Origin of the sequence: Mycobacterium sp. M26 (genome assembly GCF_001494595.1) — a bacterium.
GTDB lineage: Bacteria > Actinomycetota > Actinomycetes > Mycobacteriales > Mycobacteriaceae > Mycobacterium.
Genome location: NZ_LN929908.1, coordinates 15818 through 31250 on the forward strand (window position 1 = coordinate 15818; position 15433 = coordinate 31250).

Here is a 15433-nt window from a genome sequence, read left to right on the forward strand (position 1 = left end):
GTGGGTGTAGACGGAGGTTTGCTTGCAGTGACGACCGCGCGAATGCGGGTGATGGCAGGGGCTGCGGTCCTGGCTGTCGGCGCACTGTTGCTCAGCCCCGTCTCTGCTGCCGGCGCCGACGACAAAGTACCGATGGGCGGCGGTGCGGGCATCGTCGTCAACGGCGAGACGTACTGCACGCTCACCGCGATCGGGACGGACAAGACCGGCGCAATGATCGGATTCACTTCGGCGCACTGCGGTGGGCCCGGTGCGCAGGTGGCCTCCGAGGCCAACCCGGACAGTGGCGTCATCGGCACGATGGTGGCCGGCAACGACGGACTGGACTACGCGGTGATCCGGTTCGATCCCGCGAAGGTGGCCCCGGTGGCCAACTACAACGGCTTCCTGATCGACGGGATCGGCCCCGACCCGGCATTCGGTTCGGTCGCCTGCAAGCTCGGCCGCACCACCGGCTACTCCTGTGGGGTCACCTGGGGGCCCGGTCAGGACCCCGGCACGATCCTCAATCAGGTGTGCGGTCAGCCCGGCGACTCCGGCGCACCGGTGACGGTGAACAACAAACTGGTCGGCATGATCCACGGTGCGTTCAGCGATGCGCTGCCGACCTGCGTCATCAAGTACATCCCGCTGCACACGCCTGCGGTCACGATGTCGATCAACTCGATCCTCGGCGATATCGCCGCCAAGGACCGTCCGGGTACGGACTTCGTGCCGACGCCGAACCTGGCGCCGGCACCGGCCGCCTAGTTGGCCTTACTGGCCCGGATCGCCTCGAACACCGTCGGGTCCACCAGCGTCGAGGTGTCACCGAGTTCGCGTCCCTCGGCGACGTCACGCAGCAGCCGCCGCATGATCTTTCCGCTGCGGGTCTTGGGAAGCTCTGGCACGACGTGGATTTCGCGCGGCTTGGCGATCGGGGAGATCTCCCGGGACACCTCGGCGCGCAACTCGTCGACCATCTGCTCGGTCGGGGTGTCGGCGTGGTGGGCCTTGAGGATCACGAACGCGCAGATCGCCTGACCGGTGGTGTCGTCGCTGGCGCCCACGACGGCTGCCTCTGCGACACCGGAGTGACCGACCAGGGCCGACTCCACCTCGGCGGTCGAAATGCGGTGTCCCGACACGTTCATCACGTCGTCGATGCGGCCCAACACCCAGACCTCGCCGTCGCTGCCGTACCGCGCGCCGTCGCCGGCGAAGTACCAGCCCTGCTCGGCGAACCGCGACCAGTAGGTCTCCTTGAACCGCTCGGGGTCACCCCAGATGCCGCGCAGCATCGACGGCCACGGCTTGTCCAGCACCAGGTAACCGGTGACGTGCTCACCGTGATCGGCGGTGGGCGCCAACTCATTTCCGTCGTCGTCGACGATCTTGGCCGAGATACCCGGCAGCGGGCGCATGGCCGAACCCGGCTTGCAGTTCGTCACGCCGGGCAGCGGGGAGATCATCGCCGCGCCGGTCTCGGTCTGCCACCAGGTGTCCACGATCGGGGTGGCGTCGCCGCCGAACACCAGCCGGTACCAGCGCCAGGCCTCCGGGTTGATCGGCTCGCCAACCGAACCCAGCAGCCGCAGGCTGGACAGGTCGTGCTGGAATGCCAGCTCGCGGCCCCACTTCATGAAGGTGCGGATCAGGGTAGGCGCGGTGTAATAGATTGTCACACCGTACTTTTCGATCACCTGGAAGTGGCGGTGCTCATCAGGGGAGGCGGGGGTGCCTTCGTAGACCACCTGGGTGGCGCCGTTGGACAGCGGCCCGTAGACGATGTAGGTGTGTCCGGTGACCCAGCCGATATCGGCTGTGCACCAATACACGTCGGTGTCCGGCTTGATGTCGAACACGTTGTAGTGCGTGTAGGACGCCTGGGTGAGGTAGCCGCCGGAGGTGTGCATGATGCCCTTGGGCTTGCCGGTGGTGCCCGAGGTGTAGAGCAGGAACAGCGGCTGCTCGGAATCGAAGGCCTCCGGCGTGTGCTCCGGTGAGGCGTTATCCACCGTCTCGTGCCACCACAGGTCGCGGCCTTCGGTCCAGGTGACGTCAATTCCGGTGCGCCGCACCACAAGGACGTGTTCGACCGACGGCTGACCGGTGACCGCCTCGTCGACGGCGTCCTTCAGCGACACCGCGGCGCCGCGCCGGTACTGGCCGTCGGTGGTGATCACCAGCTTGGCCTCGGCGTCTTCGATGCGGGCACGCAGCGCTGACGCCGAGAACCCGGCGAAGACCACACTGTGCATCAGGCCCAGGCGCGCACACGCGAGCATCGCCACGATCGCCTCGGGCACCATCGGCATGTAGATGGCCACCCGGTCGCCGGCCACCAGACCCAGATCGGTCAGCGCATTAGCGGCCTTGCTGACCTCGTCCTTGAGCTGGGCGTAGGTAATCGTGCGCGCATCGCCGACCGGCTCGCCCTCCCAATGGATCGCGACCCGGTCGCCGTTGCCTGCCTCGACGTGGCGGTCCACGCAGTTGTAGGCCACGTTCAGCTTGCCGCCGACGAACCACTTGGCGAACGGCGCGTTCGACCAGTCGAGCACCTCGGTGAACGGCGTCTCCCACGACAGCCGGTTGGCCTGCTTGGCCCAGAAGGCAAGACGGTCGGCTTCGGCCTCGTCGTAGAGGTCCGCCGTCGCGTTGGCGTCGGCGGAGAATTCCGCAGCAGGCGGGTAGTAAGACGGAACTTCGGTGTGCGCCTCGGTCATGGTTGTGAGCGTAGTCACTTGAGGTTGCATCGGCGTTGGGGAGTCACATTCGTCGGCGGGCGGTCCGTGTCACGCGCCGAACGGTCGAATCGTGACCCACCGCAAGCGCCTACCCGGGACGCCGATAGCGTGGCAGAACGTGACTGACCTGCTGGCCCCGTTGCTCGACCTGCCGGGCGTCGCCGACGCCGCCGAGGCGGCCCGCGAGGCGCTGGCCAAAGCCCACCGGCACCGCACGAACCTGCGCAACTGGCCGGTGACCGCCGCGGAGTCGGCGATCCGCGGTGCGCGGTCGTCCTCAGCTCTGGACGGCGGCGCGGTGCAACTGGACGCCTCCGGCGCCGAACCCAACGACCCGGTCCTGGCCGGCGCCCTGCGGGTCGGCCAGGCCATGGAGGGCGGGACCACCGCACTGGTCGGGGTGTGGCAGCGCGCCCCGTTGCAGGCGCTGGCCCGGCTGCATGCCCTGGCCGCCGCCGATCTGACCGACGGGGACAGCCTCGGCAGGCCGCGGCAGGACCCCGAGGTGGCGGCCCGCCTCGATCTCGTCACCCGACTGGTCACCGGCGCCAGCTCTGCTCCCGCGCCGGTGCTGGCTGCCGTCGCGCACGGTGAGCTTCTGGCGCTGGCGCCGTTCGGCAGTGGTGACGGCGTGATCGCCCGGGCGGTATCGCGGCTGGTGACGATCGCCACCGGACTGGACCCGCACGGCCTCGGTGTTCCCGAGGTGTACTGGATGCGCCGCGCCGAGGAGTACCGGGCTGCCGCGCGTGACTTCGCCTCCGGGGCGCCCGAGGGTGTCGGCCGCTGGCTGGTGATGAGCTGCGCGGCGCTGGAAGACGGTGCGCGAGAAGCGCTGTCGATCGCCGAGGCCGCCTCGAAGTAGGCCGGACAGACGAAAGCGGGCGACGATCCGAGAAGAGTTCGGCTCGCCGCCCGCTAGCACGGTTACCGGGTTACCAAGCGTGCGGTGTCGGCTGCGTGGGTTGGCCTCGGCGATCTTGCGCTGCGCTGCGGCTGCGATCCAACCCAAAGGATCGTCGTATCCGTCCGCTTTTCGCAATTACGCAGGCCCGCAACACTTCTGCCCTATCGCGGCATGCTCCGCGTGGGTGCCTGGAACCGTGCTGGGCCGCTTGGTTCGGGAGATAGTGCCTTCTCTTCCGGCGCTACCTTGGCCTCGCCCTGCGACCGTGCTTCCTTTGTACTACGTGACGATCGTCACATCAAGGCTTTGGCGGGCAACGGTTTGGCCGCTAGAACGTCAAGCGCCGTAACACCGAGTAGGTGAGCGCTCCGGCGGCCAGCGCGCTGATTCCCAGGGCCGCCGAGGTGGCCACTGCCGCGCCCGAGGGGGCCGAGATGCGGTCCCGCAATGGCACCGGCCGGGAGAACGTCAGCACCGGCCAATCCCGGGCGGCGGCTTCCTTGCGCAGCGCCCGATCGGGGTTGACGACGCTCGGATGCCCGACCGCCTCGAGCATCGGCAGGTCGGTCACGGAGTCGGAGTAGGCATAACAGTGCTCGAGCGGATAGCCCTCCAGGCCGGCCAGTTCACGGATCGCGGCGGCTTTGCCCTCTCCGTAGCAGTAAAAGGCGATCTCGCCGGTGTAATGGCCGTCCTCGACCACCATCCGGGTGCCCATGGCGTGGGTAGCGCCCAGCGCCCGGGCGATCGGCGCGACGATCTCCTCACCCGATGCCGAGACGATCACGACGTCGCGCCCGCACAGGCGGTGATCGGCGATCAGCTCGGCCGCCTCGGCGAACACCAAGGGATCGACGATGTCGTGCAACGTCTCGTTAACGATCGACTTCACCTGCTCAACGTCCCAACCGGCACACATGCTGGTGACATAGGAGCGCATCCTGTCCATCTGGTCGTGGTCGGCACCGGACATCAGAAACAGGAACTGGGCATAGCTGGATGCCAGCACGGCCCGGCGGTTCAGAAGTCCTTGATTAAAAAAGGGTTTGCTGAAAGCGAGCGTGCTTGACTTGGCAATCACGGTCTTGTCGAGATCGAAAAACGCTGCGGTGCGGGGCGCGGAAACCGCACCGGCACCGCTCCGCAGGGCCGTTAGCTGGTGTTCTGCCGGAGGGCCGTCGGTCACACGGCCCAGGATAGGTGCGGCAATCCTGATAAGTGGGGGTGAGCCCAAAATGGCAGATGGCGACACGTGTCCTGGGCTGCACTTTCACAGCAAAATCATGGCTTTTTCGTCCCGCGACTACTTGCGCGACAGCGCATCGTCGTGTGTATAGTGGCATTACTCGGCTTATGCCGGGTGTGCATCAGCCCGACCCCCCGGGGCTGATACACGACGACCTCCGCCTCCTCCCCCCCTGGCGGGGGTCGTCCCTTTTCTGGACCATCTTCCCCGTTAATTTCTGGCGAATCTGGCTAACTCGTAGTTCGTTGCCAGATTTTGACTTCCCCGTAGCGGCCGTTTTTCGGTGCTCCTGCGGTGTGGTCGCCGCGGTCTGGATCGCGTCATGCAGGCACTCCCGGTTGGTAGTTGATCGGGGTGCATGTTTCCTTTGCGTCGGTAAGGATGTCTAGGCTTGGCGTCGGTCCAGTTTGGACTAGTGCATGTCGGGGTTGGGGGTTGAGATGGATGCCCTCCATTTAGGGGAGTTCGTCAGGGCGGTGCGAATGCGCTCCGGGTTGTCCGGCGCAGAGCTGGCCGATGCGATCAATCACAGTCTGACCTGGCTCTACCGGCTGGAGAACGGTCAAAGGGCCACGCCGACCACCGCCGCTCTGGAAGCCATTGCGGCCGTGTGTGATCTGTCGCCCTGGGAGACGCGGTACCTGTTCCTACTCGCGGGGATGCCGCCGCCGCCGGCAGCCGCTTTCGGGGGCCAGGCCATCGGGGAGTTCCTCGAGCGGTTCGCGGCGCCGATGGCGTGGATCTCCTCGGAAGGCAGTTCGTCCTGGAACGCCGAGTGGCGACGGCTGTTCAAGGAGTGTGAACGCCACCAGGACATCGCCCATTGGCATTTCAACAACCCGATGGCGCGCCGCATCGTGCTGAATTGGGACGAGATCGGCGACTGGTGGGTGTCGGCCGGGCGGCTGCGGGTGGCGCAGGACAGCAGCGATCCGATGTTGGCGTACACGCTGATGCGCAACCTGGAGAACCCCGAGTTCCAGCAGCGCTGGGACCGTCAGGTGATCCCCTTCGACCCGTCGGCCCGGGTGTGGGTGGTGCGCGACGTCGACAACGACGTGGTGCTCAACATCCAGATCCAGATCTGGCGCCATCCCTATATCCCCGGTGCGCTGGTGGCGGGGTTCCTGCGGGACTGACACCCATCCCCAGTCCCGGGTTGATCCCCAGAACGGTCCGAGGCGGCTTCCGCGACGAACCCGGGAGCGCGACGGTGATCGGGTGACGTCCCAGACCGCAGTGGTGCTGACCCTGATCGACGACCCGGAATTGCGTGCACTGTGTGCCCGGGCGGCCGCCGCGGCGGGTCTGCGCATGGTGGCCCCGACGTCAACGGTCACCCGCAGAACGTGGTCGACCGCCGCTGCGGTGATCCTCGACGAGCCCGCCGCGCACCGATGCGAACGTGACGGGCTGCCGCGGCGGGACGCGATCATTCTGGTCTCGGCCACCGAACCTCAACCTGCCACCTGGGCTGCGGCGATGGCGGTCGGCGTCCAGCATGTCTGTGCGCTCCCGGCCGACGAGGACGGTCTGGTCCGGCAACTCTCCGAAGCCGGCGAAACCGTAGCCGACAAGCCCGCCGCCGGCCGGTTGGTCGCCGTGACCCCGGGGCGCGGCGGGGCGGGGGCGTCGGTGTTCGCCGCAGCTCTGGCCCTGGTGGCCGCCGACTCGCTGCTTGTCGACCTTGACCCGTGGAGCGGCGGCATCGACCTGCTGCTGGGAGCCGAATCCGCCGGCGGACTGCGCTGGCCCGACCTGAGCCTTCAGGGTGGGCGGCTCAGTTGGGCAGCGGTACGTGACGCGCTGCCCAGCCAGCGGGGCGTCGCCGTGCTGTCGGGAACCCGATCCGGCCACGAGATGGACGCCGCACCGGTGCACACCGGCGGCCGCGGCGGCCCTGGAGTGCGCCGACCTGGTGCTGGCCGTCACCACCTGCGACGTCCGCGGTGTCGCGGCGATGTCAGCACGGGCGGCGATCCTGCGGGCGGCCAATCCACATGTCGGGCTTGTGGTTCGGGGACCGTCACCGGGTGGGCTGCGTGCCCGCGAGGTCGCCGAGGTGACGCGCCTGCCGCTGCTGGCCGCCATGCGCCCGGAGCCGATGCTGGCGGAGCGCCTCGAGCACGGCGGCATCCGGCTGAGCCGGCGTTCGCCGTTGGCCGCGGCCGCGCGGCAGGTCTTGGAGGCCGTGCTGCGCGGGCCGGGGATGCAGGCCGCATGAGTTCGTCGTTGATCGACCGCGTCCGCGAACGGTTGGCCGCCGAGTCGGCAACGCTGCGCCCGGCCGCCGTGGCCGCTGCGATCCGCGCCGAGTCCGGCGGCGTGCTCGGCGATACCGAGGTGCTGACCACGCTGCGGGTACTGCAGACCGAACTGACCGGTGCCGGTGTGCTGGAACCACTACTGCGGGCACCGGGTACCACCGACGTCCTGGTCACCGCACCCGACGCGGTCTGGGTGGACGACGGAGCCGGATTGCGGCGCAGCAGTGTGTGTTTCGAGGACGAGGCCGCCGTGCGCCGGCTGGCTCAGCGTCTTGCGGTGGCGGCGGGCCGGCGCCTCGACGAGGCCCAACCCTGGGTCGACGGCCAGCTGACGGGCTTCGGCAGCGGCCGGTTCGCGGTGCGCCTGCATGCCGTGCTCCCGCCGGTAGCCGCCGCCGGCACCTGCGTCTCACTGCGGGTATTGCGACCCGCGACACAGGATCTCGCCGCACTGGCCGCCGCCGGCGCGATCGACGATGAGGCCGGCGCGCTGCTGGCCCGCATGATCGCGGCGCGGTTGGCCTTCCTGGTGTCGGGAGGCACCGGCGCTGGAAAGACAACACTCCTCGCTGCGGCACTGGGGTCGGTGAGCGCGCAGGAGCGCATCGTCTGCGTCGAGGACGCCGCCGAACTCGCACCGCCCCACCCGCACCTCGTGCGATTGGTGGCGCGCGGCGCCAACGTCGAAGGCGCCGGTGAGATCACCCTGCGCCAGTTGGTCCGTCAGGCCCTGCGCATGCGGCCGGACCGCATCGTTGTCGGTGAGGTGCGCGGGGCGGAGGTCGTCGACCTGCTCGCCGCACTGAACACCGGCCACGACGGCGGCGCGGGCACCGTGCACGCCAACAGTCCCGCCGAAGTGCCGGCCCGGCTCGAGGCCCTCGCGGCGCTCGGCGGTCTCGATCGCGCCGCGCTGCACAGCCAACTGGCCGCGGCAGTGCAGGTGATCGTGCATGTCAGCCGCGGCCGCGACGGCACCCGCCGGCTCACCGAGATCGCCGTGCTGCAGCGCTGCGACGACGGCCCGGTGGTGGCCCGCACCGCCTGGCAACTCGATCACGGATTCGGCTGTGGCGCTGACGAACTGAACCGCCTGATCGCTGATCGCGGGGTGCGGTGACCGCGGTGGCAGCCGCGCTTCTGGCGGCGGCACTGCTCGTTACTCCGGCGCCGCCGCGCCAGCGCGTCGGCCTGACCGCACCGCCGGCGAAGGGCAGGCTGCCGGTGCTCGTAGTCGGTGCGGCGGGCGCGGTGCTGATGCTGCCGCCCACGGTGGTGCTGGCCGCGGCGATCCTGGCTGCGACGGCGGTGGCGCGGCGGCGAAGCGTGCGACGCGAACGCCGTCGGCGGTCTGATGGACACACGCTGGCCTCGGCGCTGGAGGTTCTGGTCGGCGAACTGCGCAGCGGTGCCCATCCGGTGCTGGCATTCGCCGTCGCAGCCGCCGAATGCGATGGCGAGGTCGGGGTGTGCCTGCGCGGCGTGGCCGCCCGGGCCGGACTCGGTGCAGATGTCGCCGGCGGGCTGCATGCGGTCGCGGCAGGATCCCCGGTCGCCGGCCACTGGGATCGCCTTGCGGTGTGCTGGCAGCTGGCTGCCGAACAGGGCCTGGGCATGTCAGCACTCATGCGCGCGGCACACCGCGACATCGTTGAGCGCCAGCGGTTCGCCGACCGGGTCGAGGCGGGGCTGGCCGGTGCCCGCGCCACGGCGGTGATCCTCGCCGGCCTTCCGGCGCTGGGAATCCTGCTCGGTCAGCTGATCGGGGCGACGCCGGTCGCGTTCCTCGCCGGCGGGGGAGTCGGTGGGGTGATGCTGGTCATCGGTGTGACACTGATCTGCCTCGGTCTGCTGTGGGCCGATCGCATCACCGCGCGGACCCTGAGATGACCACGGCTGCAGTGCTTCTGGCGGCCGCGCTCCTCACCGCCGCGGGCCCGGCATTGGTCCGCAACCGGGCCGGCATGACGAACGGGCGGCCGGTGCCGGCGCACCGGTCAGATCGCGGCAGTGATCCCCTGGCCGCCGCGAGCGCGTTGGACGTGTTCGCGGTCTGCCTGGGTGCCGGGATGTCGGTGCCCGCCGCGGCGGCAGCCACCACACCGTCGGCGCCCGCGGAACTCGGTGCGGTCCTGCGCCGCGCCGCCGATCTGCTCGCGCTGGGTGCCGAAGCCGAGGTGGCCTGGGCGATCCCCGACGACGTGGTCGAACCGGCGTGTCACGCCGTCGCGCGGCTGGCCAGGCGCTCGGCGGCCTCGGGCAGCGCGCTGGCCCATGGCGTGGCCGAACTGGCCGAGCAATCCCGCCAGGACGCCACCCATGCCGCTGCTGCCGCTGCCGAACGCGCCTCGGTGCTCATCGCCGGCCCGCTGGGGTTGTGCTTCCTGCCCGCATTCGTCTGCCTGGGCATCGTGCCCGTGGTGGCCGGCCTGGCCGGTGAGGTGTTCTCCGGGATTCTGGTGTGAGAGAAGGGAAAGTCATTGAACAAGAGCAGGTTTCAGGATCTGGGGCTGCGGATCGCGGCGGTGGGCGCCGACGAATCCGGCATGTCCACGGTCGAATATGCCATCGGGACGATCGCTGCGGCCGCCTTCGGCGCGATCCTCTACAGCGTGGTCACCGGAGACTCGATCGTCGGGGCGTTGACCAACATCATCAGCCGGGCGCTGAACACCAACGTGTAGGCGATGCCGGTGCCAGCACGGTCGAGGCGGCCCTGGCCATCGCTGCACTGGTGGTGGTTCTGCTGGGTTGCCTCGGCGGGGTTGCTGCCGTCTCCGCCCAGGTCCGCTGTGTCGACGCCGCCCGGGAGGCCGCCCGATTGGCCGCCCGCGGCGACACCGCCGGCGCCGATGCCGCAGCACGCGCGGTGGCCCCGCCAGGCGCGGCGGTGGAGTACCGCCGCGTCGGTGACTTCGTGGAGGCCAGGGTCAGCACGCGCTCGGCGCTGCTGCCCGGCATCGTCATCGCGGCCGCTGCGCTCGCGGCGGCCGAGCCGGGTGGCTGACGAGTCCGGGGCGGCAACGGTTCTGGGGGCAATGCTCATCATCGTCGTGGTCGTCCTGACAATGGGTGGCGTTCATCTCGGTGCGGCAGTGGTGGCCCGCCACCGCGCCCAGGCGTCAGCTGATCTGGCCGCGTTGGCCGCGGCGGTGTGGCTGCCACACGGGCCGGCTGCCGCGTGCCGTCAGGCCGGTGCGGTGACCGCAGCCATGAGCGCGGCACTGCTGCGCTGCGATGTCGACCATCTCGATGTGGTGATCGGCGTGGGCGTCGGACGTGCCCGGGCGGTGGCCCGGGCCGGGCCGGTCAGGTAGCGGTGCCGTCGGCGCTCAGCAGGCTGGCCTCGGCCAGTTCGGCGTCGGTGGGCAGCCGCAGGGTGATCAACCCGGCGAACACGCCGTTGTCCAGTTCGACGCGGTTGACGGTGACATGCATCGGCACCCACCCGCTCTCGGTGCTGGGCAACCGCAAAACCCGGCTGGTTGAACCGGTTTCGAACTCCTTGGCCATCGGCTCCAGATGCGACTTGTCGTCGGGATGGAACTGCACTCCCTGACGCCAGTCGTAATGCGGGCACGGCTCGTCGAGCCACTTGAGCAGATTCCAGCTGCCCAGGTCGACGATCGCCCGGTACACCCCCTGCTGGGACAGGCCCCGCAGGATCCGCTGGGCCAGCAGGTCAGTCGGCACGTCCGACTCGTCGAGTTCACCCACCAGGTTCATGGCGCGGGCGATCAGGTGGTCGGTGCCGTCCTCGGCGGGCTCCATCGCGGTGCGCGCGACGAAGCCGACCCGACGGAAGCCACCCAGCTTGTCGTTGAAATCCCAGCTGGTGCAGTAGGTGCGGCCAGGGGCGGCATCGATGGCCAGCGCGAGCACCCGCGCCTCATCCTTGTTGAAGTCGCGGCTGGGCAGATCCTCGACGAAGGCGCGGCCATGGGTGCGTTCCTCGGCCGGGTCCATCCCGGCGTTGGCCAGCGACTCGACGGTATCGGTGGCCTCACCGGTGGTCATGTCCCATTTCAGCGGTCCGGGGATAGGCCGTTCCGGCGGCTCGGCGTCGGCAGGCCCGATCCACACGTGCACACCGTGCACCTTGCCGTCGGACATCGTCACCGGTTCGGTCCGGATCACCCGGTCGCTCTTCGGGGTGATGCTGGCCAGGCTGTTGCCGGTGGCGACGGTTTCGGTGATCGCCGTCTGAATCGCGGCCAGGTGCGGATTGCGTCGCAGGAACGCGCTGATCGGCACCAGGTTCTTCATCCGGCGTCCCTGCGCCACGACCACGGGTTCGGTGCCGAGTGTCTCCACCAGCAGCCAGTCGTGGTTCATGGCTGGGAGTTTAACGGCGCAGCCTTCGCGCGGCCGCCACGGAATCCGCAGGTAAGCGGGTCACAGCCGGGCGACGATCGGCGTGGTGGGGGTGCCGTTCCTTGCGCGGTCCCTGCTCTTTGGGTACTTTTCGGCTACGTCCGACCCGTCGGACCTGGGAACGGATCGCGTTGTCCGACCGTTCGTCGCTGGCGATGTCCAGTTCTCTGCCTCCAGCAGCGCGGGGCTGTACACCAAGCTCGCGCGCAGTGGCGGCGCTGCTGCGCGGTCGTCGACCGTTTGAGGGGTCGGTCGGCGGCCGACGATCAGGCGCCCAGCTCAGCGAGAATGAGCCTGAGCACGCGGACCGCACCGGCTTTGTCCAGGGGATCGTTGCCGTTTCCGCATTTCGGGGACTGCACGCAGGAGGGACAGCCGTGCGGGCATTCGCACGATTCGATCGCCGCTGCGGTCGCCCCCAGCCAGGTCGCGGCCAGCCGGTAGCCCCGCTCGGCGAAACCGGCGCCGCCCGGATGGCCGTCGTAGACGAAGACGGTCGGCAGACCACCTTCACCGATCGCGGTCGACAGGCCGCCGATATCGCCGCGGTCGCAGCTGGCCACCAGTGGCAGCAGCCCGATCGCGGCATGCTCGGCGGCGTGCAGCGCACCGGGTATCTGAGCGAGCTCGATTCCGTTGTCCAGCAATGCTTCCGGAGCGATCGTGTACATTACCGCGGTGGTCGGCAGTGACTGCTCGGGCATGTCGAGTTCGACGAAGTCGATGACTTCCCCGGACAGCCGGCGGCGCAGATACCCGATGACCCGATGGGTGACCGACACCGGCACCAGGCCAAGCGTGACCGCGTCGTAGTGCACCCGCTCGCCGGGCCCGGTCACGGTGATGTCGGTGATCTCCCGCGCGTAGGTCGAGTAGCCCGGGTCCTCGGCGTGGACGAAGGCCACCCCGTCCTCAAGGCGCAGCGAGTCCACGACATAACTCTCACCCTGATGCAAATACACCGCGCCGGGGTGCACAGTCGCCGGTGCCTGCCCGGCTCCGGTGCTGCCGAGCATCCGGCCGGTGTCCTCCTCCACGATGGCCACCTGACCGCCAGCCGACCCGCGGATGTCGACAGCAGGATGCGGGTCCAGCCCCGGCGCCGGAAAGTACCGGCCGCCGCGTTTGCGCAGTAACCCGTCGTCCACCAGTTCCTCGGCCACCGCGTCGGCCTCCCACCGCCGCACCTCACCCTCCTCCAGGGGGAGTTCGGTTGCCGCGCAGAGTAATTGCGGTCCCAGCACGTAGGGGTTGGACGGGTCGATGACCACCCGCTCGACCGGTTTGTCCAGCAGCGCGGCGGGATGGTGCACCAAATAGGTGTCCAGCGGGTCGTCGCGGGCGATCAGCACCACCAGTGCACCCTGGCCGCGGCGCCCCGACCGCCCGGCCTGCTGCCAGAACGACGCCACCGTGCCCGGGAAGCCGGCCAGCAGCACGGCATCCAGACCGGCGATGTCGATGCCCAACTCGAGCGCGTTCGTCGTTGCCAGTCCGCGCAATTCGCCGTCCGACAGCGCCCGTTCCAGAGCCCGGCGATCCTCGGCGAGGTAGCCCGCGCGGTAGGACGCCACCGTTTCGATCAGCTGCGGCGCGATGTCCTCCAGTCGTGCCCGCGCGCTCAGCGCGGTCAGTTCCGCCCCGCGCCGGGACCGGACGAAGGTCAGCGTCCGCGCACCCTCGACCACCAGATCGGCCATCATCCGCGCCGCCTCGGCACCCGCCGAGCGTCGCACCGGCGCCCCGTTCTCACCGCGGGCGTCGGTGCGCAGTTCGGGTTCCCACAACGCCACGGTGCGCGCCCCGTGCGGGGAGCCGTCGTCGGTGACGGCCTCGACCGCCTGCCCGATCAATTCCGCTGCGGTCTCGCCCGGGGCCGCGGTGGTGGCGCTGGCGAAGATCACCGTGGGGCTTGACCAGGCCCCGGGTCGCTCCGCTCCTGCCCGCCGATCACCCGAACTCGGTGCGTACCGTTCACACAGCCGCAGCAGACGGCGCAGCACCATTGCGACATTCGAGCCGAAAATGCCGCGGTAGTAATGGCATTCGTCGACCACGATATAGCGCAGGTTGCGCAGGAACACCGCCCACTTGGCATGGTTGCGCAACAGTGCCACATGGATCATGTCCGGGTTGGAGAACAACCACCGCGAGCGTTCGCGGGCGAATTTGCGTACCTCGGTGGGCGTGTCGCCGTCATAGGACGTCGGTGCGACGTCGGCCAAGGCCGGCACCGCGGTGGTCAGTGCATGGGCGGCCCGCAACTGGTCGTGGCCAAGCGCTTTCGTCGGCGACAAATACAGGGCCCTGGCCCGTGGGTCGCGGGCCAGCGCGTCCAGGATCGGCAGCTGGAATGCCAGTGACTTGCCGGAGGCGGTGCCGGTGCTGATGACGACATGACGGCCGTCGTGGGCCAGATCGGCGGCCCGGACCTGATGGGACCAGGGTGCCACTATTCCGTGATCATGGAACGCGCGGAGGACATCTGGCCTCGCCCACGCCGGCCACGCGGCGCCGACGGCATTGCGGGCGGGGATCTCGGCAACGTGCTGCAGCGCTGCTGCGGAGGATTCGGCGCCGGCGACCGCAATTGTCAGTAGCTCACTGCCAAAACTCGCCATCTGCCGACCCCCTCTCTGTTTCCGTGACGTCGCTGCACAACGGTTGTATCGAATTGTTCATCAGTTGGTAGCAGTGAGACTGTCGCAAGTGCGCTGAACGTGATTGGATAAGGGCGGTCGCAGCTTCTGTGTTCGTGTCTTCACAATCGCAGGATCGACGTTGCGATCGCGGTTCCTGCGAGGGTCTGTAGGTCGGGTGAGTTCCGACAACTCCACGAAGGATGGCGGTCGGAACGGGGCCCGGTCTGCCGAAAACTCGGCCGGCCGTACCCGGTAGCAAGAGAAGGAAAGTACGAAAGATGCCACAGGGAACTGTGAAGTGGTTCAACGCGGAGAAGGGCTTCGGGTTCATTGCCCCCGAGGACGGTTCTGCGGATGTGTTCGTCCACTACACGGAAATTCAGGGGTCGGGCTTCCGCACCCTTGAGGAGAACCAGAGGGTCGAGTTCGAGGTCGGTCAGAGCCCCAAGGGACCGCAGGCCACAGGCGTGCGCTCTATCTGATCAGCAGCGACATACAGGAATCACCCCCGTGCGTCCCGGTGACGGGCACCGCCGGGGGTGTTTCGTTTTCCGGGGCCATACGGCTCGGCGGCGTGGCGCTGGTCGTCCACTGGCTTAGTGTCGAGTCGTGAGCCAGCTGTCGTTCTTCTCGGCTGAGTCGGTGCCGCCCACGGTCACCGACCTCACCGGGATGCTCGCGGCAGCCGGTCAGGTCGTGATGGTCTCCGGTGGCGCACGGCTGTCGGTGGTGGTCGAGGAGCTCTGGCGGGCCACCGCGCTGGCCGACATGATCACCGACGCCGGCCTGCAGCCGGAGATCACCCGCACCGAGGAGGACAGCCCTCTGGTGCGCACCGCGGTGGATGTCCGGCTGGTGGCGATCGCCACCGAGTGGACGCGTGGGGCGGTCAAGACGGTGCCTCCGCAGTGGTTGCCCGGGCCCAGGGAGCTGCGGGCCTGGACGTTGGCGGCCGGAACACCGGAGGCCGATCGCTACCTGCTCGGTCTGGACCCGCACGCGCCGGACACCCATTCCCCGCTGGCGTCGGCGCTGATGCGGGTGGGAATCGCACCGACTCTGATCGGGACAAGAGGGTCCCGGCCGGCGTTACGAATCAGTGGCCGCAGGCGGCTATCGCGCCTGGTAGAGAACGTGGGGGAACCGCCGGATGACACCGAAGCGTTGTCAGCGTGGCCCAGAATCTGAGACATTCCGTGTGGGGGGCCGGTTTGCGTCGGCCCGTCCGGGGTGCGAAATTGTCAGTTGCCCGCGAGGCCGGGGGTACC

At 69.0% G+C, this 15433-nt stretch carries 14 protein-coding genes and 2 pseudogenes; 12 read left to right on the forward strand and 4 right to left on the reverse strand.

The annotated features are described in order from the left end of the window. Window positions 1-27 precede the first annotated feature (27 nt). Window positions 28-750, forward strand: a complete 723-nt coding sequence (locus BN3385_RS09395; RefSeq protein WP_197415186.1) for a S1 family peptidase — start codon at window positions 28-30, stop codon at window positions 748-750. On the opposite strand, the gene acs is transcribed toward BN3385_RS09395, so the two are convergent. Next, window positions 747-2708, reverse strand: a complete 1962-nt coding sequence (acs, locus tag BN3385_RS09400) for an acetate--CoA ligase (protein ID WP_197415187.1) — start codon at window positions 2706-2708, stop codon at window positions 747-749. The two genes, BN3385_RS09395 and acs, sit on opposite strands and share 4 nt — an antisense overlap. A gap of 139 nt (window positions 2709-2847) precedes the next feature. Between acs and BN3385_RS09405 the strand changes: the two genes are divergently transcribed. Continuing rightward, window positions 2848-3594: a hypothetical protein gene (locus BN3385_RS09405; protein WP_059016538.1), complete on the forward strand. Its 747-nt coding sequence runs from the start codon at window positions 2848-2850 to the stop codon at window positions 3592-3594. A gap of 370 nt (window positions 3595-3964) precedes the next feature. Here the strand turns inward: BN3385_RS09405 and BN3385_RS09410 are convergent, their stop codons facing one another. After that, the gene (locus BN3385_RS09410; protein WP_156432900.1) at window positions 3965-4783 is read right to left on the reverse strand and encodes an HAD-IB family hydrolase; all 819 of its coding nucleotides are present in this window, start codon (window positions 4781-4783) and stop codon (window positions 3965-3967) included. A gap of 539 nt (window positions 4784-5322) precedes the next feature. Here BN3385_RS09410 and BN3385_RS09415 point away from each other — a divergent pair. The 8 genes and pseudogenes from BN3385_RS09415 (at window position 5323) to BN3385_RS27555 (ending at window position 10466) form a co-directional block, all read left to right on the forward strand. After that, on the forward strand, window positions 5323-6021 hold the full coding sequence (locus tag BN3385_RS09415) for a helix-turn-helix domain-containing protein (RefSeq protein WP_286141719.1): 699 nt from the start codon (window positions 5323-5325) through the stop codon (window positions 6019-6021). Between the two features lie 112 nt (window positions 6022-6133). Further along, a pseudogene (gene ssd / locus BN3385_RS09420) lies at window positions 6134-7106 on the forward strand (septum site-determining protein Ssd). Further along, the gene (locus tag BN3385_RS09425; protein ID WP_059016541.1) at window positions 7103-8269 is read left to right on the forward strand and encodes a TadA family conjugal transfer-associated ATPase; all 1167 of its coding nucleotides are present in this window, start codon (window positions 7103-7105) and stop codon (window positions 8267-8269) included. The pseudogene ssd and the gene BN3385_RS09425 overlap by 4 nt, the downstream one beginning before the upstream one ends. Beyond that, window positions 8266-9039, forward strand: a complete 774-nt coding sequence (locus BN3385_RS09430) for a type II secretion system F family protein (RefSeq protein ID WP_059016542.1) — start codon at window positions 8266-8268, stop codon at window positions 9037-9039. Before BN3385_RS09425 ends, BN3385_RS09430 begins: the two co-directional genes overlap by 4 nt. Further along, on the forward strand, window positions 9036-9614 hold the full coding sequence (locus tag BN3385_RS09435; protein WP_197415188.1) for a type II secretion system F family protein: 579 nt from the start codon (window positions 9036-9038) through the stop codon (window positions 9612-9614). The genes BN3385_RS09430 and BN3385_RS09435 overlap by 4 nt, the downstream gene beginning before the upstream one ends. 15 nt (window positions 9615-9629) lie before the next feature. Continuing rightward, a complete protein-coding gene (locus tag BN3385_RS09440; RefSeq protein ID WP_059016543.1) occupies window positions 9630-9833 on the forward strand; it encodes a DUF4244 domain-containing protein in 204 nt (67 codons plus the stop codon). Window positions 9834-9853: 20 nt separating this feature from the next. After that, a pseudogene (locus BN3385_RS28905) lies at window positions 9854-10156 on the forward strand (TadE family type IV pilus minor pilin); the annotation flags it as partial. After that, window positions 10149-10466 carry an Rv3654c family TadE-like protein gene (locus tag BN3385_RS27555; protein ID WP_231748710.1) on the forward strand — a complete coding sequence of 106 codons (318 nt, stop codon included), beginning with the start codon at window positions 10149-10151 and terminating at the stop codon, window positions 10464-10466. The pseudogene BN3385_RS28905 and the gene BN3385_RS27555, both read left to right, overlap by 8 nt. Here BN3385_RS27555 and BN3385_RS09455 read toward each other — a convergent pair. Then, window positions 10459-11484 carry a PAS domain-containing protein gene (locus BN3385_RS09455; RefSeq protein ID WP_059016546.1) on the reverse strand — a complete coding sequence of 342 codons (1026 nt, stop codon included), beginning with the start codon at window positions 11482-11484 and terminating at the stop codon, window positions 10459-10461. The genes BN3385_RS27555 and BN3385_RS09455 overlap by 8 nt on opposite strands. Before the next feature lie 305 nt (window positions 11485-11789). Continuing rightward, window positions 11790-14144 carry a DEAD/DEAH box helicase gene (locus BN3385_RS09465; RefSeq protein WP_059016548.1) on the reverse strand — a complete coding sequence of 785 codons (2355 nt, stop codon included), beginning with the start codon at window positions 14142-14144 and terminating at the stop codon, window positions 11790-11792. Between the two features lie 299 nt (window positions 14145-14443). Between BN3385_RS09465 and BN3385_RS09470 the strand changes: the two genes are divergently transcribed. Then, entirely contained in the window at window positions 14444-14647 is a 204-nt protein-coding gene (locus BN3385_RS09470; RefSeq protein WP_003925183.1) for a cold-shock protein, read from the forward strand. Window positions 14648-14774: 127 nt separating this feature from the next. Then, window positions 14775-15353, forward strand: coding sequence for a hypothetical protein (locus BN3385_RS09475; RefSeq protein ID WP_059016549.1), 579 nt, complete (start codon window positions 14775-14777; stop codon window positions 15351-15353). The last annotated feature ends 80 nt before the right edge of the window (window positions 15354-15433 follow it).

Excerpts from the sequence above, each read along its gene's own strand:
- acs (WP_197415187.1), bottom strand. The coding sequence starts at position 2,708 with ATGACCGAGGCGCACACCGAAGTTCCGTCTTACTACCCGCCTGCTGCG.
- BN3385_RS09415 (WP_286141719.1), top strand. The coding sequence starts at position 5,323 with ATGGATGCCCTCCATTTAGGGGAGTTCGTCAGGGCGGTGCGAATGCGC.
- BN3385_RS09425 (WP_059016541.1), top strand. The coding sequence starts at position 7,103 with ATGAGTTCGTCGTTGATCGACCGCGTCCGCGAACGGTTGGCCGCCGAG.
- BN3385_RS09435 (WP_197415188.1), top strand. The coding sequence starts at position 9,036 with ATGACCACGGCTGCAGTGCTTCTGGCGGCCGCGCTCCTCACCGCCGCG.
- BN3385_RS09455 (WP_059016546.1), bottom strand. The coding sequence starts at position 11,484 with ATGAACCACGACTGGCTGCTGGTGGAGACACTCGGCACCGAACCCGTG.
- BN3385_RS09465 (WP_059016548.1), bottom strand. The coding sequence starts at position 14,144 with ATGGCGAGTTTTGGCAGTGAGCTACTGACAATTGCGGTCGCCGGCGCC.
- BN3385_RS09470 (WP_003925183.1), top strand. The coding sequence starts at position 14,444 with ATGCCACAGGGAACTGTGAAGTGGTTCAACGCGGAGAAGGGCTTCGGG.